Genomic DNA, 20678 nt, shown 5'->3' on the forward strand with positions numbered 1-20678 from the left:
ACCTACGTGTGACGGGCATCACCGTCGCCAGCCAGCGCCAGCGTTCCCCGCGGGCCAAGCAATGGAGGAGCCCCACATGACTGCACATGCGGACTCGACGGCCGAAGCCGAGCTACCACCGCTGACGAACGGCCCCCACCGAAAACGGATCGGCCTCATCTCGATCGTCGCCTGCCTGGGCGGCCTGCTGTTCGGCTACGACACCGGCGTCGCCAACGGCGCCGAAGGTCCGATGGCGAAAGAACTCGGGCTCTCCCTGCTACAGCTGGGCGTAGTCATCAGCGCGCTGCTTTTCGCCGCCGCGATCGGCGCCCTGGTCGGCGGGATCATCTCTGACGCCATTGGGCGGCGCAAGACGATCCTGATCCTGGCGCTGTTGTTCTTCGTCGGCGTCGTGCTGGTCGTGTTTTCGCCGGCGGGACCCGAGTCGGGCACCTTCTCGCCGCTGGGCTTCGCGGTCCTGGTGAGCGGCCGCATCGTGCTCGGGCTTGCGGTCGGTGGCGCATCGACGGTGGTCCCGGTCTTCCTTGCGGAGCTATCGCCATACGAGATCCGTGGCTCGATCACCGGGCGCAACGAGCTGGCGATCGTCGTCGGTCAGCTGTCTGCATTCGTGGTGAACGCGATCCTCGGCGTGACCCTTGGCCACGTGGACGGCGTCTGGCGCTTGATGTTCGCGGTCTGCGCGCTACCGGCCGTGGCTCTGTTCTTCGGCATGCTCCGGATGCCGGAGTCGCCGCGCTGGCTGGTGGAGAAGGGCAAGTATGACGAAGCGCTCACCGTGTTGAAGACCGTGCGTTCCGAGGACCGGGCCATGGCGGAGTTCGCTCAGGTGGAGCTGATCGCCCGCGAAGAGCGGGAGGCCCACCAGATCGGGATCCGCGCGATCATGGGCAGCAAGTGGCTGCGCCGCATCATCTTCGTCGGCATCGGTGTGTGCATGACCCAGCAGCTCACCGGCATCAACTCGATCATGTACTACGGCACCCGGGTGCTGGAGGAATCAGGCATGGGCGAGGAGCAGGCCGTGCTCGCCAACATCGCGTTCGGAGTCGTCGCCGTCATCGGTGGAATCATCGCGCTGCGCAACATGGACCGGTTGGACCGCCGCAAAACCTTCATGATCGGTCTCACGCTCACCACGACCTGCCATTGCCTGGTGGGTGTTGCGTCGATGCTGCTACCGGCAGGGAATCCATTGCGGCCGTACGTAATCCTCGTCTTGGTCGTTGCGTTCGTGTTGTCGATGCAGACCTTCTTGAACATTGCCGTGTGGGTGTGGCTGGCGGAGGTCTTCCCACTGCACATGCGTGGTCTCGGCATCGGCATGGCCGTCTTCTTCTGCTGGGTCACCAACGGGTTCCTCGGGCTCTACTTTCCGACCCTGGTCGCAAGTATTGGCATCACCGGGTCGTTCTTCCTGTTCGCCGGAATCGGAGTGGTCGCGTTGCTGTTCGTGTACACCCAGGTGCCCGAAACCCGTGGCCGCTCGCTGGAGGCGCTCGAAGAGGACGTTTCGACCGGGCAGATCTATGTCGGCATCCGCTGAGGCGGAGGAGTTGGGCCGATTTCTCGCCGGAGTCGAGTTGTTCACCGCGCTTGACCCCGCACAGATCGCGGCGATCGCGGCTTCAGCGACGGTCCGCCAGTTCTCCGCAGGCGACCTGGTGGTCGACGCGTTCACGGCACCGCCCACGGAGATCTATGTGGTGCTCACCGGCGAAGTCGACCTGTGGCACGACCAAGATCGGGTGACGAAGGCCGGTGACGACCGGTTCGTTGCCGGCGAGGTTTTCGGATTCTCAGCCATGCTCACCGAACGCCCAATCGGCCCCAGGGTGGTCGCCACCACGTCGGCCCGCATTGCGGTCTTGCCGGGCAACCTGGTCGAGCCGGCGTTCTACTCTCGCATCGGCGCCAGGTTCCTGGCCGACTACATCTCTCGGACCCGACGGCGGGCCACGTCCACCCCGATGTTCAGCACGGTGGAGCACCTCATCGCGAGCACCCCGTTGGTCGTCAACCCGGAGACGCCCGTCGCGGTCATCGCACGGCAGCTTGCAGACCGTGACGTGCACTGCGCGGTCGTCGATTCGGGTGACGGCACCTACGGGATCGTCACTGAATCGGCGCTGAGCCGACGGGTTATCGGCGACGGTGTCCCCGCGGACACCCCCGCACGCGTGGTGATGGTGCACCCTGCCACCACGGTCGAGCTCTCCGGCTCGTCGGACGAGGCGGTGATCACGCTGCTCGATACCCGAGCCGAGTATCTGCCGGTCGTCGACCGTTCCGGCAATCTGCGCGGCGTGGTCGGAGCACGGGACTTCGTACTGGCGCCGACGACCGCCGGGGTCGGGATGCTCGAACAGATCCACCGCGCCCGCAACCGCGCCGAGCTGATCGAACGGGCCCAGCGTGCGCCATCGGTTCTCGATGACATCCTCGACCGGGGTCTGGCGGTCGATCGCGTCATCCGGGTGTACTCCGCGATTGTCGACGCGGTCGTTCGTCGATCGATCCAGCTGGTTTTCGCCGACCATCCCGACCTTGCTCTCGACCAATTCACGTGGCTCTTTCTGGGCAGTCACGGCCGGCGCGAAGCGGTGCCCTGTTCGGATGTCGATGTGGCCATTGCCTTCGACGACGCCGTATCCCCAGAGACGATGGTGCGGTTCCGCGGTGCGTTCGGGGACGTCAACGAACTGCTCACCGCCGCGGGGCTCGGCGTCGACGTCAATGGCGCCAACGCGTCGAACAAAGCCTTCTCCCGGACAAACGGCGAGTGGCGAGCCGCGGCAACGCGCTGGCTGACCGCCCCCGGGGAGCACTCCCGCGCGGCCATGGCGGTCCATCGCACCGGCCTGGCCGTCATCGCGTCCCTGCTGGTGGACGCACGGCCCGTCCATGGCACACCCGGACTGCCGGAGGTGGCACGGGTCTTCACCGACTTCCGGCAACACCCGGCGGCGATGGATCTGCTGCTGTCGGAATCGGTGTCGCACCGAGCGAAGGTGCGGGAGCGCACGCTTCGCGACGTGTTCACCGGCAAGGGCGACACCTTCGACGTCAAGACCCATGGGCTGCTACCGGTGGTGAGCATCGCCCGGTGGGCCGCACTTGGGGTCGGTTCCACCGAACTGCAGACCGTCAAACGACTCCGCGATGCGTCCGGTTCGGCCATCCTGCCCAGCGCCGAGGCCGACCGCCTGATCGAGGTCTTCGAGATCCTGCAACGAATGCGACTGCGCCATCACCTGAATCGGCTCCGCCAGGGGCAGCAACCCAGCGACCTGATCGACCGCGACGAACTGTCACCGATCGAACGCAGCATGATCGGCCAGGCCGTCCGCGAGATCAACACCATCGCGCGCCGGATGGACCGCGTCGCCCCTCGCCCCACACCGCTCACCCGGCCGGCCCGGCGAAAGGCAACCTGACAGCGATGCGGATCGCCGTCATCGGTGACGTCGGCGGACACGCCAAACAACTGCACCACGAGCTCGCCCGCCTCGGTGCGCGGCCCGACGGCTCCCTACCCGAGGATCTGATCGTCGTCCAGGTCGGTGATCTGATCCATCGTGGCCCCGACTCCGCTCGGGTCGTCAACACCGTCGACCACTACCTGCGCACCCAGCCCACCCAGTGGGTCCAGCTCATCGGTAACCACGAGGCACACTACCTCCAGCCGCCAGTCTTCTTGTGGCCGGAAACGTTGAGCCGCACGCACATCCGCATCCTCAATCGCTGGTGGCAAGACGGTGCCGCGACCGTCGCCGCCGCGGTCGAAACGACATATGAGTCCTTCCTCATCACCCACGCCGGCATCACGGCAGAGTTCTGGGCCAGCGACCTCGGCGGTCCACCCACCGCCGCCGAGGCCGCCCGCCGGATCAACGACCTTGCGAAATCAGGCGTCGATACGGTGTTCCGCGCCGGCACTTTCCTACACGGAATAGCCGCCCCGGACGCCGGGCCGCTGTGGGCGGACGCCACCACCGAATTGTTTCCCGGATGGGCCGACCGCCGCATGCCGTTCAGCCAGATCCACGGCCACAACAGCATCACCACATGGCGCGGAGACGACAACACTGCGCCCCGGACAGGCATCGACGCCCTCGTCACGATCGACCTCGCCGCCAAACACGAAACCGTCCACCTCGCCGGCGGTCGGCTCATCGGCATCGACCCCGACCACCGCGACACGCCGACGACCTCATGGCACGCACTTGAACTGACGGGCACCGTCACGGCGCGTTGAGTCGTCTCAGCTGTCAGCCCGACTGATGGCCAGTTGATCAGGTACGCCTCTGCTCGCCGCGCCGGGAGGTACCGCTGACGTGGGGATGGCTCAGCTCCTCCTACCGATCGGCCGCGGCTTTGGCCTGGGCTCGACGCTGGCCGGCCGAGATGATCTGGCGGCTACGGCGGGCGTGAACCGGCACGGGACAGCTCCGGCGCCAACGCCGGCCCGGAAGTGAATGTTTCGGCTTCGCGTCACCTAGATCGCGAACCGGACACAACCAGCCGGCGCAACACAAACAACAGCAGCCACATTGTTAACGTCGCCCGGTGCAGGACTCCCTAGGGATTACCGACCTGCGGCCATCGCGCCCGGTTTCCCGGCGCGACGCACTGCGCTACGCCGCTGCTGCGTCGGCATTGGCCGGGCTGGGTGCCGCCGCGGCAGGCGCCGCCGCGCCCGTTGCGTCGGCCGCCGCGCCCACACTGATTGACTTCGCCATGCGCCAGATTCCGGCCCGGGACATCCGGGCCGCAGGCCACGCCGGGGTGATCAACTACGTGTCGACGTCGCGTCCTGGCTCGAGCATGGGCGCCAAGCCGATCACCCTGCCCTACGCGCAGTCACTGGCTGCCGCCGGGCTGGCGATCGTCAGCAACTACCAATACGGCAAGCCGGGCGGGACCGCACCGTCGGACTTCACCCGCGGGTATGCCGGGGGCGTCGCCGACGCTCGTACCGCCTGGCAGTTGCATACCGCCGCAGGTGGCGGCCGGAGTGCGCCGATCTACTTCAGCGTCGACGACGACATCAACCGCGAAGCCTGGAACAGCATTGTCCTGCAATGGTTTCGCGGAATCAACTCAGTGATCGGCGCTCAGCGCACCGGCATCTACGGCGGCATCAATGCGTGCCAGTGGGCTACTGCCGACGGAGTGATCGGACGCTCACAATCGCCCGGCCACGTCTGGGCATGGCAGACGCGGTCGTGGTCACGCGGCCAGATCTATCCCGCCGCCGTTCTCTACCAGCGGGTGGTGAGCACCGCGTCGAATCCAGGCCCGGTGGTCGGCGGGCTCGAAGTCGACGTCAGCGATGCCCTGGCTCAAGACGTCGGCCAGTGGAACCTCCATCCGTGAGGGCGTAACCGTCGTCGAGATGCGGCGAAGATTGAGGGCGTAATCACCGGACTACTTTGACAAGACTTTGGCGTATCGCCAGTGCTTGTTAATGTCCTCTGCGCCGCCAGGTCAGTCGTTCGTAGACCGCCACGACACGGACCGGACGATGCGGCCAGGTGTCGGCGGGTCAAGACAGAATGCATATGCCACCCGTGCTGCCCCCACCTCGGCACGCCTCTGCCCTGATGGAAAGGACCAGCAGTGAGTTACACCGCCGCCGACATCACCGAGCTCGACGATGTCCAGCACACTCGCCTGCGGCCTGCGGTGAATCTAGGTCTCGACGTGCTCAACACGGCGCTACGCGAGATCGTCGACAACGCGATCGAAGAGGTCGCCGATCCCAGCCACGGTGGTGCATGCGTAACGATCACCCTGCACGCCGACGGATCCGTCAGCGTCGCCGACGACGGCCGCGGCCTCCCCGTTGACTCGGACCCCGTGAACGGCAAGAACGGCATCGTCAAGACGCTGGGTACCGCACGCGCCGGTGGCAAGTTCTCCGCACACACCGACGCCGCCAGCACGGGTGCCGGACTGAATGGGATCGGCGCCGCGGCAGCGGTGTTCATCTCGGCACGTACCGACGTGACGGTTCGCCGGGCGGGAAAGACCTACCTGCAGAGTTTCGGCGGCGGGTACCCCGGCGTGTTCGAGGGCAAGGACTTCGACCCGGACGCTCCCTTCACCCGCGGCGACACGCAGAAGCTTCGCGGCGCCGGCAACCGCAAGCCCGACGCGCACGGCACGACGGTGCGCATCCTGTTCGACCCAATCGTCGTGCCGGATTCCAGCATCGACATCAACGAAGTGCTGCTAAGAGCGCATGCCGCAGCTCGCATGTCGCCGGGCGTGCACCTGGTCGTCGTCGACGAAGGCTGGCCCGGCGACGACATCCGGCCCGAACTGATCGAACCGTTCAGCGGCCCGTGGGGCACTGACACGCTCCTTGACCTCATGTGCGCCGCCGCCGACGCGCCGCTGCCCGGTGTGCGGGCCGTCGTGGAGGGTCGTGGGGAGTACACCACCGGGCGCGGCGCGACGCCGTTCCGGTGGTCGTTGACCGCCGGACCCGCAGAACCGGCCACGGTGGCCGCGTTCTGCAACACCGTGCGCACCCCTGGCGGCGGGTCCCACCTGACGGCCGCGGTGAAGGGGCTGTCGGAAGCCCTGGCGGAGAGGGCTTCCCGGATCCGCGACCTGGGGCTCGCCAAGGGCGAGGAGGGTCCCGAGCCACAGGACTTCGCCGCGGTCACCGCACTGGCCGTCGATACCCGCGCACCCGACGTGTCGTGGGACTCCCAAGCCAAGACCGCCGTGTCGTCGCGGTCCTTGAACGTGGCGATGGCCCCCGACGTGGCGCGCAGCGTCACCATCTGGGCGGTCAACCCGGCCAACGGCGAAGCCGTGACGCTGTGGACCAAGCTGGCCCTGGAGTCCGCCAGGGCGCGGCGCAGCGCCGAGGGCGCGAAAGCCCGATCCAGGGCGGCGTCGAGGGCCAAGGGGCTGGGGACGAACCTGTCGCTTCCGCCGAAGCTGTTGCCCAGCAGGGAGACCGGCCGCGGGTCCGGCGCCGAACTGTTCCTGTGCGAGGGCGACTCCGCCCTTGGCACGATCAAGGCGGCCAGGGACGCCACGTTCCAAGCGGCGTTCCCGCTGAAGGGCAAGCCGCCGAACGTGTACGGCTTCACCGTGAGCAAGGCGCGGATCAAGGACGAGTTCGACTCGATCGAACGCATTCTGGGCTGCGGGGTACGTGACCACTGCGATCCGGAGATGTGCCGGTACGACCGGATCCTGTTCGCCTCCGACGCCGACCCCGACGGCGGCAACATCAACTCGAGCCTCATCTCCATGTTCCTGGAGTTCTACCGGCCACTCGTCGACGCCGGGATGGTCTACGTGACGCTGCCACCGCTCTTCGTCGTCAAGGATGGGAGCCAGCGCGTGTACTGCCAGGACGAGTCCGAGCGGGACACCGCCGTGGCTGAGATGAAAGCCACCTCCAAACGCAAGGTGGAGGTACAGCGCAACAAGGGACTTGGCGAGATGGACGCCGACGACTTCTGGAACACCGTGCTGGATCCGCAGCGGCGCACCGTGATTCGCGTGCATCCCGACGACGGTGAGAAGAGGTTGCATCACACTCTGTTCGGCGGACCGCCGGAGGGCCGACGTACCTGGATGGCAGACATCGCCTCCCGTGTCGACACCTCTTCGCTGGACTTGACGTAGGAGCACGATATGACCGCCATCATCGAACAGAACCCCGAGCTGGTGCTCGACCAGAGCGCCGACGACTACTGGAACCGCTACCAGCTGACCTTCGCGCTCTACAGCGTCAGCGACCGCGCCATCCCCTCCGCGTTCGACGGGCTCAAGCCGGGCCAGCGCCGCCTGCTCTACCAGATGCATGACTCGAGACTGCTCCCCGGCAACAAGCCGCAGAAGTCGTCGAAGGTCTGCTCGGCGGTGACTGGGAACCTGCACCCTCACGGCGGCGCGTCGATGTACGGCGCCGCTGCTCTGATGGCCGCTGAGTTCCAGCGCGTGAAAGTCATTGACGGACAAGGGGCCTTTCCGCGCATCCAAGGTGACACTCCCGCGGCCGACCGCTATACCGAGATGCGGTTGTCGGCACCCGGTGCCGCGCTGACAGCCGAGCTCGACGATCACGCGGTACCGATGGTGCAGACGTTCGACGGTGAATGGACCGAGCCGACGATGCTGCCCGCGCAGTGGCCGGTGCTGCTGTGCAACGGCGCCATGGGCATCGCCGAAGGTTGGGCCACCAAGGTGCCCGCACACAATCCCCGCGAGATCATGGCGGCCTGCAGGGCGCTGCTGGCCAGGCCGAACACGACCGACGACACGTTGATGAAGCTCATTCCCGGCCCCGACTGGGGATGCGGTGCCACCGTGATCGGCGCGACCGGATTGCGCGAGTACATCACCACGGGCCGTGGACAGTTCACGGTACGCGGCACGGTGTCGGTCGACGGGAAGAACGTCATCGTCACCGAGCTCCCACCGGGTGTCGCCAGTTCGACTGTGCAGGAGAGAATCCGGGCGCTGGTCGAATCCGGGGAGATGTCGGGTGTGGCCGATATGTCCGATCTGACCGACCGGCGCAACGGGCTGCGCATCGTGGTCACCGCGAAGCGCGGACACAGCGCCGAGACGATTCGCGACCAGCTGCTCGCCCTGACTCCCCTGGAATCGACGTTCGCCGCAAGCCTGGTCGCGCTCGACGAGGATCGGGTGCCCCGCTGGTGGACGGTACGGGAGCTGATCGGCGCGTTCCTGCACCTGCGCGACTCGGTGGTGTTGCGGCGCAGTGAGTATCGGCTCGAGAAGGTCACGGCACGGCGTCACTTGGTAGCCGGCCTGATGACCATCCACCTGGACATCGACGCCGCGGTGGCGGTGATCCGCGGCTCCGACACCGTCGACGACGCGCGACAAGGGCTGCAGGAGCGGTTCGCGATCGACGAGGAGCAGGCCAATTATGTTCTCGGGCTTCAGCTTCGGCGGCTGACCAAGCTCGACGTGATCGATCTACAGGCCGAAGCGGAGAAGCTGGACGCGGAGTTCGCTGAGCTCACCGAGCTGGTGTCCAACCCAGATGCCCGTCGGGTGGTGATCGACCGGGAGCTCGTGGAGACCGCGAAACTGTTCAAAGGCGCCGAGTTCGACCGTCGCACCGTGCTGGACTTCGAGGCCGTACCCGTCGCCGCCGGCGCCGACGAGGACGGGCCCCGTGAGCGCAAGGTCAACGCGTCCTGGCGCCTTGACGATCGGGGTGTGTTCTCCGACAGCCACGGCGAGCTGCTCACCTCGGGTCTGGGTTGGGCGGCGTGGACCGACGGACGAATCAAGTTCACCACGGGTAGCGGTCTGCCCTACAAGATCCGCGACATCCCGGTGGCTCCGGACATCGTCGGACTGGTGCGTTCGGGGGTGCTGGCCGATGGCCACCACCTGGCTCTGGTGACTCGCCGCGGGAAGATTCTGCGGATCGACCCCGCCGCGGTGAATCCGCAGGGCGCGGCGGGCAACGGCGTGGCCGGTGTGAAGCTAAGCGCCGGTGACCCCATGGACACAGTGATCGCCGCGTTCCCCGTTTCGTGCGAGAACGGCGAGGCCATTCTGTCGACGTCCGAAAAGGGTTGGAAGGTCACCGAAGTCGCCGACATCCCGGTGAAGGGCCGCGGTGGCGCCGGCGTCGGGTTCCACCCGTTCGTCAACGGCGAGGATGCCGTGCTGTCCGCGTCGATCTCGACCACCGGGTTCGTGCGGGGCGGGAAGCCGGTGCGGGCCGAGAAGCGCGCGAAGTCGACGGCTAAGGGGTCGGGCGGGGACGTGACGCCTGCTGGTTAGCGACGTGGAGTCGTGGTGATGTGCACGTGGTCGTAGTGGCCGTAACCCGAGCCGGCCGGACCGCCCGGTGTGTAGTAGGTGCCGCGCCAGATCACATCCTGTAACCCGAACCGGGCCGCATTGGCCATTGCGAACGCGAGAATCTCGTCTCCGAGCGCGATGCCCTCCGGGCTTGAGGAGTTGGGAATCATGATGTCGATCGCCAGGCCGCTCGGATGCCACGGTTTCGAGTCCGGCCGAACGCCGTCGATGTCGGCGATCTGGGGGAACCTCGCGCTGACGGCTCGCGCGGCCACGATGGTGTTGGGTTGCAGTCCGACCTCGGACGCGACGCCGACGGGCAGCGCCTCCGGGACGTCTACAACGGCAGCTGCGAGGGACGGGTCGCCGGGCATCGCGACAATCGGCGGGTCTACCGGAACGGGCGCACTCGCGGCGTCGACCACCGCTTGCTGTTGCGGTGTCAACGCCGCGTACTGCGCCTCCGCGGCAGAGATCTGGCGCAGCAGTTCACGCCACTTGGCCTGCAGGTCGGCGCGCACCGCGGTGGCCTGCTCGGCCGAGGCGCGGGCATCGGCGGCCGACGTCTCTGACGCCCTCGCGGCGGCGGCCCCACGCTCACGCCCTGAACTAAAGGCCTTCATCTGATCGGCCGTCTCATCGGCTATCACCCGCTGTAGCGACAGCTTGTCGATCAGCTGTTGCGGGGAGGTTGCGGTCAGCACTGCCGCGAACTGACCGGTGCGTCCGCCCATGTATGTCATCGCCGCTATGCGGTCGACCGCGGCCTGAAAGGGCTCAAGCTGGGAGTTCGCGACCTCGAGGGCCGCCAGGTCAGCGCGATGGCGCTCTTCGGCAGCAGTCTGGGCAGCCAGTCTGGCGTCGGCGTCGCGTTGGGCCGTCGTGACGGCGTCGCGGGTCTGCACCGCCTGACGGGACAGCTCGTTGAGCGTCGACAGCGCGTCAGCCGCCGGGTCGGCCATCACCCCGCCCGTCGACAGCGACAGCACCAGTACCGCAGCTGCCGAACCGTACGCCGTTCGCCGAAGTGAATGGCGAACCCATGTCATTCGGCTTGTCACGATCCTTCGCTTCAGGGACCGACCCGGTCCGGCGCGTGCGTCCCGGACAGGGTACGAACTGGCGTCGCCGATGTCCACCCGTCCGTCGACGTGAACGCCGCCCGGCCGGACCCAGCGGCAACAACTGCCACGGTCGTCAGTCATTTCGGGCCGAACCCGGCCACCACGAACCGCGATAGCTACAGCTGATGCGCCACGGTGACCTAGTTGGTCCGTCCCTGCAACCGCGCGCTGGCGTTGGCCACGCCAATAGCGAGGTGAGCCCGTACCGAAACACCCTGAACGACAACGTTGTCCGCGTCGACAACCGTGATCCGGTAGACCTCCCGCTCTCCTACACTCGAGATCTCGACGACCTTGTCCCAGAAGACGTCGTTGTTCGTCAGGTCGTGAAGCGTTCGGTCGTCGAGGACGGCGGCAGCGCGGTGGAGGCGACCGCGACTTGGCGAATGCTTCCACATCGTCGAACCGCAGAACTTCGTTTGCATGGCTTCTGCGAATGCGCGGTGGGTCATCCGTTGGTCGGACAGGCCTTGCCGTACTTGATCCCATACTTCGCGCGGAACCGTGTCGACGTTCTCATTGCTCTTAATGCCCTCCAGCTGGGCGAACACCGCGCGCGCGTCGAAGAACTTTGCACCGTGCGCGTCGACGGTGCGCAGGAATCGCATCTGGTGGCCCACGCCAGACACATGGAGGTGCCATATGTCGCGGTAGCTACCTTGTGGGATGCGGTAGGCCCGCGACGGAATGCCCAGCCTCAAGAGCAAGTGCCTGACGTCCTCCGAGAGACGCCGGCTCGTCGATGCGTAGTAGATCCGACCTTGTCCTCCCTTTCCGTCCCACTTGATGCACCCGTCCGTCGCCCAGAGATGTCTGAGGAACAGCGCGATCTGTTCGTCGGGAACCGCGAAGACCTCGGGCGGCACGAACTTCTCATGACTGCGCTTGTCGAATAGGCCCAGCCCGTCGAGCCACGCCACTATTGGATTCCGCTTGCCGTGCGTCACCCTGTACGGCGCGGGCAATCGCAGTGTAATGACCCGGGCCGCTGGATACTCGTCTCGCACCACTGTGACGCCAAAGTGCTTGGCCGCGTTTGCGACCGCCGCAAGATTCTGCTCGTCGATGCTCGCGTACCGGGTGGGCTGATTCTTGACGCACGACCCGTCGCCAATCATGTGCGCCAGCAAGACGACCTCGTCGTCAGCCATGCAGTGCGTGCTTCGGGGCTCGGGCACGCGGCGCGGGACCGCCAGTCGGTCACCGGCTTCCAGATCCCCGACCCGCCTCCATCCGTCGAGCAACATGAACAAGCAGTCGGCGGTCGCTTCCAGTGACCGGCCTGAAGCCAGCCGCAGCGTGAACGCCTCGTCACGGCCACCGGGCGTCACTTCGGTTACCTGGCGTGCCACCAGGCGCTTGCGCTCATCAAGCGACCACACCAGGGGCCGCTCGCCGGTCCGGTGCAACTCGTCGCACGTCACTTCGGCGCCGTTGTCGGCCCTCAGAATTCGCGCATTGGCGACCAGCCGCGACAACACGACTCCTAGTGCGCCATGTTCGTAAAGCGGGAAAGATGTAGCTGGTGCGCGACAGTTATGGTCTTGGTCGGGCCGTTGCGATGCTTTGCTATGATGAGGTCTGCCTCGCCGCCGCGGGGGTCGTCTCGTTCGAAGGCATCTGGCCTATGAAGCAGAATGACCATGTCCGAGTCCTGCTCGATCGATCCCGATTCGCGTAGATCAGCTAACATTGGCTTCTTGTCGGTTCTTTGCTCCGGACCGCGATTCAGCTGACTCATCGCCACCACCGGGACCTCAAGTTCCTTTGCTAGGAGCTTGATCTGCCGGGAGAACTCGGACACTTCCTGCTGGCGGGACTCGACCTTCTTGCCCGACGTCATCAGCTGCAGGTAGTCGATGACGATCAGCCGTAGGTCCGCCTTCTGGGCCAACCGGCGCGACTTGGCTCGGATCTCCATCATGGTCAAGTTCGGCGAGTCGTCGATGTAGAGCGGCGCCTCGCTGATCTCGCTCATGCGGCGCGCGAGCCGCGTCCAGTCGTCGTCGCTCATCCGACCCGACCGCATGTCGGCCAGCTTGATCTTCGCCTCGGCCGACAACAACCGCATGACGATCTCGGACTTGCTCATTTCCAACGAGAACACGACGCTCGACTGTCGGTTCTTGATGGAGCACGACCGCAAAAAATCCAATCCCAGAGTCGATTTCCCCATACCCGGACGGGCCGCGATGACGATCATCTGCCCCGGGTGCAGCCCGTTGGTCAACTCATCGAGCTCGACGAATCCCGTTGGCACGCCGCGGGCGATACCGCCCTGCGAGGCGATGGCGTCGATCTCGTCCATCGTCGGCTGAAGCAGCTGCTCCAGCGGAACGAAGTCCTCGGACGTGCGGCCGTCGGTGACGTCGTAGATCTCGGCCTGTGCGCGGTCGACGATCTCGGCGACGTCGGCGCCCTCGGCCCCGGCATACCCGTACTGCACGACGCGGGTGCCGGCCTCGACGAGGCGGCGCAGTAGCGCCTTCTCCGCGACGATGCCGGCGTAGTACCCGGCGTTGGCGGCCGTTGGCACCGTCGAGATCAGCGTGTGCAGATACGGCGCTCCGCCGACGCGCTTGAGCAACCCGCGACGGTCGAGTTCGGCGGAGACGGTGACCGCGTCCGCGGGCTCACCGCGGCCATAGAGGTCGAGGACGGCGTCGTAGACGCTCTGGTGAGCCGGCCGGTAGAAGTCTCCGGGACGCAGCCGCTCGAGCACGTCGGCGATGGCGTCCTTGCTCAGCAGCATGCCCCCGAGTACCGACTGTTCGGCCGCCATGTCCTGCGGAGGTTGGCGCCCGTAGTCCTCGCTAGGCGGTCCTGCCTCCATGCCGGAACGACCGAGATCATCGACGACAGCCACGAAGCGTCCCACCTCCCCTACGTTCCCGTCGAACATGCATTCGACGTCAACTTCTGCGACTGTAAGTCAACCCACCGACGACCACCTCGTCGGCGACGTCGGACCTGCCCCATTTCGTGCAATGTCGCCGCCCGAGGGCGGCCACGACGGCTAACGCTAGACGTTGCTGGAACGCCCGCAAACCGCCCCTGTTAGTGAACTCGTGCATGAAATGTGGATATCCGAGGTCGGCCATGTTGAGTCGCTGGGGACAACTTGTGGAGTAATGGGTCCACAATATGCATCCCCGCAGATAAGGGCACCACAGAGGGCGTGTTGAACTGTGGATGTGAATTGCCTCGGCGTGTCGGGCCGGGTTGCCGACTCGGGCGTGTTGTGTTGCCGTTTCGGAGCGGGCAGGTTAACAGCCCGTTAGCTTCGCTGTGGCGCGAATTGGGAGCAACGTTCGCCAGCGAGCACAGCAACGCCCGGGCGAGGTTCGATCAAGCCCCTCACCCGGGCGTGTTGACGCTGTTGTAAAGCTTCGGACTACTCCGCTTCGACGTTCAGCGACACCGCGACGGTCACGTCGGGGTGCAGCCGCACCGAGATCGGGTGCGTCCCGATGGACTTGATGTGCGTCTTCGGCAGCGCGACGGTGCGCTTGTCCAGATTGGGCCCGCCGGCCTTCTTGATGGCGGAAACCACGTCGGCCGGTGTCACCGAACCGAACAGCTTGCCGGTGTTCCCGGCAGTCCGGCCAGTCAGCGACACGGGGCCCAGCGCCTCGAGCGCGGCCTGGATTTCCTTGGCGTGGTCCAGGTCGCGGACCGTCTTGACCTCGCGGGCCCGACGGATCTCCTCGGCCTGGCGCTCGGCGCCACGCGACGCAACGATGGCCAGCCCGCGGGGCAGCAGGTAGTTGCGGCCGTAACCGTCCTTGACCTCTACGGCATCCCCGGGCGTACCCAGGTGATCGACCTCTGCGGTGAGAATCAGCTTCATCTCAGCCCCTACCGCGTCGCCGAGCTGAACGGCAAGAGCGCAACCTCACGGGCGTTCTTGACGGCGATCGCGACGTCGCGCTGATGCTGCACGCAGTTACCCGTCACCCGGCGGGCGCGGATCTTGCCGCGCTCGCTGATGTAGGTGCGCAGCAACGCGGTGTCCTTGTAATCGATGTTCTGCAACTTGCCCTTCTTGGAGCAGAACACGCACTTTCGCGTCTTGATCGGCTTCTCGGGAGCCGGACGCCTCTTCGTGGCCTTCGCCATGGATCTCTGCCTATCTACTTCTTGGTTTCGCTAAATGGTTTGTCTCAGAAGGGCGGTTCTTCGTCGGCCCCGCTGAAGGAACCGGACGCCGGAGCACTGCCCCACGGGTCGTCCTTGGGCTCGGCGGCGCGCGCGTTCCCGCCGCCACCACCGCTGCTACTGCCGCCACCGCCGAAGCCACCGCCGCCACCGCCGCTGCGGTTGGCCTTGTTGACCTTGGCCGTCGCGTACCGCAGCGACGGGCCGATCTCGTCGACCTCGAGCTCCACCACAGTGCGCTTCTCGCCCTCACGGGTCTCGAACGAGCGCTGCTTGAGCCGGCCGCTGACGATCACGCGCGATCCACGAGTGAGGCTCTCGGCAACGTTCTCGGCGGCTTCCCGCCAGATGTTGCAGCGCAAGAACAGCGCTTCGCCGTCCTTCCACTCATTGGTCTGACGGTCGAACATGCGCGGGGTCGACGCGACGGTGAAGTTCGCGACGGCCGCGCCCGACGGCGTGAACCGCAGTTCGGGATCGGCGGTCAGGTTTCCAATGACGGTGATGATGGTGTCACCAGCCACGAGGTCCTCCTGGATTAGTTGTCAGCGCTTTGAGCAAGCAGTCGCAGGCGAGCCTACGGAACTGCCCCGACGCGCACAGGCCGTCTAGACGACTTAGTGCTTGTCGGTCCGCAGCACCTTGGTCCGCAGCACGGACTCGTTCAGGTTGAGCTGGCGATCCAGCTCGGACACGGTGGCCGGTTCGGCCTTGACGTCGACGACGGCGTAGATGCCCTCGGCGTGCTTGAGGATCTCGTAAGCCAGCCGGCGACGGCCCCAGATGTCGACCTTGTCGACACTGCCGCCGTCCTTGCGGACGACGTTCAGGAACGTCTCCAACGACGGGGCTACAGTCCGCTCGTCGAGAGTTGGGTCGAGGATGACCATGATTTCGTATGGACGCATAAGGAACCCATCACCTCCTATGGTCGTGTGCGGCCACGGACTATCCGTGGCAGGAGGGTCGCCTGCGTCGGCAACCGGCCCAGGTTACATGACGGGGCCCTGACCGGCGAAATCGTGCGTCGCACGCTCGGCGTCGAGCGGAGCCTCCTCCACCGGTTCTTCCCGCCCGAGCACCTTCGGACGCAGCCGCGGCGGCACCCACCGCGCCGGGGCGTCGGGTGCGTTCTCGAACACACCACCCGACGGATCGTCGACGCGTCCGTGGTCGCGGACCAGGTCGAGTTCCGGCCGGTACATCTGGCGGATAACCAACGCGCACAACGCCATCACCGCAACGTCGCGCAGCAAGACAGTCGTGGTGAAGAACTGTTCCGGCAGCCCCATCTTCTGCTCGCCGTGCAGGAACAGCATGCGCGGCATCCAAACCAGCGCGTCGATCGTCATCCACGCCAACAGGATTCGACGATGCGGCAACGCCAGCGCGGCCAACGGCACCAGCCACAGCGAGTACTGCGGACTCCACACCTTGTTCGTCAGCAGGAAGGCCGCCACGACGAGGAAAGCCAGCTGCGCCAGCCGCGGTCGCCGCTGCACCGTCAGCGCGACGTAGGCGATCGCCCCGCAACACGCCACGAACAGGATCGCGGACACCGCGTTGAGCACCGAGGGCGGCTCCCAGAACCCCAGCTGCGGATCGAATCCGGCCCAGCCCGTGAACGACTTCACGACGTTGTACAGCGAGTCCATGTCGTCACCGCGGCGAGTGTTCAGGATGAAGAACTCGGCCCACCCACGGGGGAACATCACCATGACCGGCAGGTTCACCACCAGCCACGTTCCGACCGTCGCGAGCGCGGCCTTGCCCACGTCGCGCAGCCGCCCGGCGCGCATCCCGAGGATCAGCAGCGGCACGAACAGCAGCAGCGGATACAGCTTCAACGCCACGCCGATCCCGATGAGGGCGCCCGCCAGCCCCGGTCTTCGCCGTGCCCAGGCCAGCATCGCCGCCGCGCCGCACGCCGTGGCGAGCGCGTCGAAGTTGGTGAACGCGTGGAAGATCAGCACCGGCGAGCCCGCGACCACGGCCGCGTCCCACATGCGCCGGCCCGCCAGTCGCGCCGTCGCCCACACCGTCGCCATCCACGCGAGCGCGAGCCCCAACGCGGAGATGTTGAAGAACATCACCACCTCGGCGACCACGGGTATCGACACCAGTTTCGTCAGCGCGGTGTAGGTCTTGGCCAACGCCATCGACACGTATTGGTACACGCCCGTCAGCACGGGGTACTCCATGTACCGGATCGCCGGAGTGCCGTCGTACTGCATGCGGGGCGCGCCGGTGGGGTCGCGCTCGATCCAACTCGACTTGTAGGGAAACTTCCCCAGGTTCAACAGTTCTGCCGTGTACAGGGGCACGGTGTCGGAGTAGCAGAACTCGTAGTAGGCCCGGTTGTTCTCCCATATGGCCACCCGCTGGTCGGCGGTGCCCGTCCCCGTCGACTGCAGGCAGGCGGCCTTGGTGGTGTAGCCGAACGCCAGGAACACCAGCGCGATGAGCAGCATCACCCGCAGCGGCGTCAGGAATCGCGCACGCCCGATCAGCGCGTGGCGCCCGACGGGTCCACCGACCACGCCCGACAGCGCCCTCCCGATTACGTCTGTGCGACTGGGTAAGTCGCGATCGTCGTCGCTCCGTAGATCCCCGGCCAACGGTTGTGGGGACACCGTTGCCCGATCCGGTTCCTCACCGGTCACGGCGGCGGAGGCGGCGCGGTGATCGTCGGGGTGGGCGGCGGGACCAACGCTCCGGGGTCACCGGGTGGTGGCGGAGGAGGCAGTGTCACGGTGGTCGGCGGACCGAATGGGATCGTGATGCCCGGCCCCAGTTCGATGGTCGGTTGGATCACGGTCTCCGAGGGTGGCGGCGGCTCTGAGGGTGGTGGCGGAGGAGGCGGCGCTTGCGGCACGCCCGCGTACCCACCGATTTCCGTTGGCTTGGGGAAGGTTTCGTTGTCGGTGTCCTCGAGGGCACCGTCCATCGTCGCCTTCCAGATGTTGGACGGCAGGCCCGACCCGTACACCGGCCCACCCGACGCGTTCACCAAGGGCCTGGTGCCGTCGGTGGTGCCGACCCACACCGCCGTCGACAGCGACGGCGTGTAGCCGACCATCCACGCGTCGCGGTTTGCGCCCGTGTCGCCGAGCTGGTTGGTGCCCGTCTTGGCCGCCGAAGCGCGGCCGCCGGCGAGGTTGTGTCCGTTGGAGTAGGCGGCGATGGGCTGCATGGCCGCGGTGACGTTGTCGGCGACGGCCTTGTCGATCTTCTGCTCGCCGGCGTTGTCCTCCTGCGCCGCGTCGAACAGCACCTGGCCCGCCGAGTTGACCACCTTCTGGACGAAGTGCGGCTTGTGGTAGACGCCCGAGTTGGCCAGCGTGGCGTACGCCGAGGCCATGTCGATGACGCGGGACTGATACTGCCCCAACACGATTCCGTTGTAGGGCGGGCCGCCCTTGCCGTCTTCGGACAGCGTGTGCTCGACGCCGGGGAAGCTCTCGGCGATGCCCGCCTGATGGGCGGCGTCGGCGACGTCCTGCGGGCCGTTCTTGAGCTTGAGCATCAGCCGGTAGTAGCTGGTGTTCAGCGAGCGCTTCAACGCCTCGGCGATGCTGCAGGTGCCACACCCGCCGCCCTCGACGTTGTTGATCGTGACACCGTTGAGGTTCACCGGCGAGCTGTCGATCTGATACCCGAGCCCCATGCCCTGCTGCAACGCGGCGACGAGGGCGAAGACCTTGAACGACGACCCCGTCGGCAGCCCGGCCTGCGCGAAGTCGAAGCCGTTGGCGTCGGAACCGCCGTAGTAGGCCTTGACGCCGCCCGACTTGGGGTCGATCGAGACGACCGCCGTCCGCATGTCCGGCTCCTGGCCATCCAAAGTCTCGGCCACGGCTTCCTCGGCGGCCTTTTGCGCCTTGGGGTCGATGGTGGTGGTGACCTGCAGCCCCTCGGTGTTCAGCGTCTGCTCGTTGACGTCGAACAGCTCCGACAGCTCCTTCGTGACCTGGCGCTCGATCAACCCGTTGGGCCCCGTCGTCTGGTTCTGCGAGGCGGCCTGGTCGGGCGGGACCGTCGCCGGAAATACTTGTGCGGCACGGTCGGCCGGCGTCAGCGCGCCGATGGTCACCATGCCGTCGAGCACCCAGTTCCACCGCTCGGCGGCACCTTCGGGGTCGACGGCCGGATCCAGCGTCGACGGCCGTTGGATCAGCGCGGCCAGCAGGGCACCTTCGGAGACGGACAGCTGTTCTACCGGCTTGTCGAAGTACGCCTTGGCCGCCGCGGAGATGCCGTAGGCGCTGCGGCCGAAGTAGATGATGTTGAGGTAGGACTCCATCACCTGGTCCTTGGACCACTCGCGCGACATCTTGGTCGAGATGACCAGTTCCTTCGCCTTGCGGATCAGTCCTCCGATGCCCGAGCGGGCGTCGCCGACCAAGGCGTTCTTCACGTACTGCTGCGTGATGGTGGACGCACCCTGCAAGTCGCCGCCGAAGAGGTTGTTCTTGAATGCCCGGATGAAGCCCCTGATCGAGAAGCCGGGGTTGGTGTAGAAGTCGCGATCCTCGGCGGCCATCGCGGCGTCGCGCACGTGCGCGGGAATCTGGTCGATCTTGACGTCGACCCGGTTGCCTTCCGGCGGAATGATCTTCGCGAGTTCACTGCCGTCGCTGGCGAGAATCGTCGATACCTGCGCCGTCCGGACGTCGCCGGGCTTCGGGATGTCGACGATGACGTACGCCATCGCGAACGTGATGATCGGCAGCACGATGGAGGCGGCCACCAGTGCATAGATGGTGCGGCGCACCCACTTCCAGTTGATCCGCCTCGTTGCCCCGGGCCGCGGTCCAGGCGGTCCGCCCGATGGCCCGTCGTCGCGGGGCGGTGGTCCGACGGGGGGCCGTGGCGGCGGAGGCGTACCGTCGAGCGCCGCCTTGACGACCTCGAGCGGGTCGCGGAACCGTCCATCGGTTGGCATGGGCGGGACCTGGGGCAGCACCATCGTCCTGCGGTCGTCGGGCGGGAGGGGACCGTTGGACGTCCGCGGCGGGGGCGGTGCCGAATGCCGGGTGGGGGCCACCGGAGGTGGCGTCACCACACCGTCAGCTCCCGGTCCCCTGTGGACGTCGTCGGCTGACCTGCTGTGGCGCCCTTCGCTATTCACTGGCCGTGCGCGCTCCCGAGCGCGCCGTCCGCGTGCCCCGTGCCTTCGGGGGGCGGGGCGCACCCAGTACGTACGACTTGACCAGGTGGTTCCAGCTACAGGTGCGGCACACCTCCACGACGTGCACCTTGAATTCGTCGAACCGCGCGGCGAGCATCACCAGCTCCTCGGTGCTGCGAGCCGAGCCCGACACCGCTCCGAGGTGGTCGCCGAAAACCCACGACACCAGGGTGAGCTGTTCCTTGCGGCAGATCGGACAGGTCACCTTGCTGGGCCTACCGTGGAACTTCGCCGCCCGGAGCAGGTACGGATTGGCGTCGCACACCTCCGAGACGCCGGTGCGTCCCGAGTACACCTCGGCCAGCAGGGACCGTCGCTTGAGCGCGTAGTCCACCACCTGTCGCTGCAGTCGCACGTTGACCAGAGTACGTCGGCCTCCC

The 20678-nt window shown here is 66.6% G+C and carries 16 protein-coding genes; 6 read left to right on the forward strand and 10 right to left on the reverse strand.

All coding sequences use genetic code 11. The features are described from left to right. Positions 1-76 precede the first annotated feature (76 nt). The 6 genes from SLQ33_RS05885 (at position 77) to SLQ33_RS05910 (ending at position 9804) form a co-directional block, all read left to right on the forward strand. Positions 77-1549 carry a sugar porter family MFS transporter gene (locus SLQ33_RS05885; RefSeq protein WP_319452864.1) on the forward strand — a complete coding sequence of 491 codons (1473 nt, stop codon included), beginning with the start codon at positions 77-79 and terminating at the stop codon, positions 1547-1549. Next, positions 1482-3440 carry a putative nucleotidyltransferase substrate binding domain-containing protein gene (locus SLQ33_RS05890; protein ID WP_319452865.1) on the forward strand — a complete coding sequence of 653 codons (1959 nt, stop codon included), beginning with the start codon at positions 1482-1484 and terminating at the stop codon, positions 3438-3440. Before SLQ33_RS05885 ends, SLQ33_RS05890 begins: the two co-directional genes overlap by 68 nt. 5 nt (positions 3441-3445) lie before the next feature. After that, positions 3446-4261, forward strand: coding sequence for a metallophosphoesterase (locus tag SLQ33_RS05895; protein WP_319452866.1), 816 nt, complete (start codon positions 3446-3448; stop codon positions 4259-4261). Between the two features lie 311 nt (positions 4262-4572). Then, on the forward strand, positions 4573-5382 hold the full coding sequence (locus tag SLQ33_RS05900; RefSeq protein ID WP_319452867.1) for a DUF1906 domain-containing protein: 810 nt from the start codon (positions 4573-4575) through the stop codon (positions 5380-5382). A 243-nt stretch (positions 5383-5625) separates the two neighbouring features. Next, complete coding sequence (locus tag SLQ33_RS05905; protein WP_319452868.1) at positions 5626-7659, forward strand: toprim domain-containing protein; 2034 nt, start codon at positions 5626-5628, stop codon at positions 7657-7659. A 9-nt stretch (positions 7660-7668) separates the two neighbouring features. After that, a complete protein-coding gene (locus tag SLQ33_RS05910; protein ID WP_319452869.1) occupies positions 7669-9804 on the forward strand; it encodes a DNA gyrase subunit A in 2136 nt (711 codons plus the stop codon). Here SLQ33_RS05910 and SLQ33_RS05915 read toward each other — a convergent pair. From SLQ33_RS05915 to SLQ33_RS05955, 10 genes are all read right to left on the reverse strand, one after another. Further along, positions 9801-10874 (reverse strand): glycoside hydrolase, encoded by a 1074-nt coding sequence (locus SLQ33_RS05915; protein ID WP_319452870.1) that lies wholly within the window; start codon positions 10872-10874, stop codon positions 9801-9803. The two genes, SLQ33_RS05910 and SLQ33_RS05915, sit on opposite strands and share 4 nt — an antisense overlap. 215 nt (positions 10875-11089) lie before the next feature. Then, positions 11090-12430 (reverse strand): LAGLIDADG family homing endonuclease, encoded by a 1341-nt coding sequence (locus SLQ33_RS33560; RefSeq protein WP_413467584.1) that lies wholly within the window; start codon positions 12428-12430, stop codon positions 11090-11092. Between the two features lie 5 nt (positions 12431-12435). After that, entirely contained in the window at positions 12436-13815 is a 1380-nt protein-coding gene (gene dnaB, locus SLQ33_RS33565; RefSeq protein ID WP_413467585.1) for a replicative DNA helicase, read from the reverse strand. A 528-nt stretch (positions 13816-14343) separates the two neighbouring features. Beyond that, the gene (gene rplI, locus SLQ33_RS05925) at positions 14344-14799 is read right to left on the reverse strand and encodes a 50S ribosomal protein L9 (protein ID WP_319452871.1); all 456 of its coding nucleotides are present in this window, start codon (positions 14797-14799) and stop codon (positions 14344-14346) included. 8 nt (positions 14800-14807) lie between these two features. After that, positions 14808-15068, reverse strand: coding sequence for a 30S ribosomal protein S18 (rpsR, locus tag SLQ33_RS05930; RefSeq protein ID WP_319452872.1), 261 nt, complete (start codon positions 15066-15068; stop codon positions 14808-14810). 44 nt (positions 15069-15112) lie between these two features. Next, complete coding sequence (locus tag SLQ33_RS05935) at positions 15113-15631, reverse strand: single-stranded DNA-binding protein (RefSeq protein WP_319452873.1); 519 nt, start codon at positions 15629-15631, stop codon at positions 15113-15115. 93 nt (positions 15632-15724) lie between these two features. Beyond that, on the reverse strand, positions 15725-16015 hold the full coding sequence (gene rpsF, locus SLQ33_RS05940) for a 30S ribosomal protein S6 (RefSeq protein WP_319452874.1): 291 nt from the start codon (positions 16013-16015) through the stop codon (positions 15725-15727). Between the two features lie 84 nt (positions 16016-16099). Continuing rightward, positions 16100-17770 carry a glycosyltransferase family 87 protein gene (locus SLQ33_RS05945; protein WP_319452875.1) on the reverse strand — a complete coding sequence of 557 codons (1671 nt, stop codon included), beginning with the start codon at positions 17768-17770 and terminating at the stop codon, positions 16100-16102. Then, a complete protein-coding gene (locus SLQ33_RS05950) occupies positions 17767-20238 on the reverse strand; it encodes a transglycosylase domain-containing protein (RefSeq protein WP_413467586.1) in 2472 nt (823 codons plus the stop codon). The genes SLQ33_RS05945 and SLQ33_RS05950 overlap by 4 nt, the downstream gene beginning before the upstream one ends. Next, positions 20231-20653 (reverse strand): DUF5318 domain-containing protein, encoded by a 423-nt coding sequence (locus SLQ33_RS05955; RefSeq protein WP_319452877.1) that lies wholly within the window; start codon positions 20651-20653, stop codon positions 20231-20233. Before SLQ33_RS05955 ends, SLQ33_RS05950 begins: the two co-directional genes overlap by 8 nt. Positions 20654-20678: the final 25 nt, after the last annotated feature.

Source organism: Mycobacterium sp. RTGN6, assembly GCF_033804605.1.
In the GTDB taxonomy this organism is placed as follows: Bacteria; Actinomycetota; Actinomycetes; order Mycobacteriales; family Mycobacteriaceae; genus Mycobacterium.

What these genes read in the sequence shown, in the direction of transcription:
- SLQ33_RS05885 (WP_319452864.1), top strand. Translation starts at nt 77, where the DNA reads ATGACTGCACATGCGGACTCGACGGCCGAAGCCGAGCTACCACCGCTG.
- SLQ33_RS05895 (WP_319452866.1), top strand. Translation starts at nt 3,446, where the DNA reads ATGCGGATCGCCGTCATCGGTGACGTCGGCGGACACGCCAAACAACTG.
- SLQ33_RS05910 (WP_319452869.1), top strand. Translation starts at nt 7,669, where the DNA reads ATGACCGCCATCATCGAACAGAACCCCGAGCTGGTGCTCGACCAGAGC.
- SLQ33_RS05915 (WP_319452870.1), bottom strand. Translation starts at nt 10,874, where the DNA reads ATGACATGGGTTCGCCATTCACTTCGGCGAACGGCGTACGGTTCGGCA.
- rplI (WP_319452871.1), bottom strand. Translation starts at nt 14,799, where the DNA reads ATGAAGCTGATTCTCACCGCAGAGGTCGATCACCTGGGTACGCCCGGG.
- rpsR (WP_319452872.1), bottom strand. Translation starts at nt 15,068, where the DNA reads ATGGCGAAGGCCACGAAGAGGCGTCCGGCTCCCGAGAAGCCGATCAAG.
- rpsF (WP_319452874.1), bottom strand. Translation starts at nt 16,015, where the DNA reads ATGCGTCCATACGAAATCATGGTCATCCTCGACCCAACTCTCGACGAG.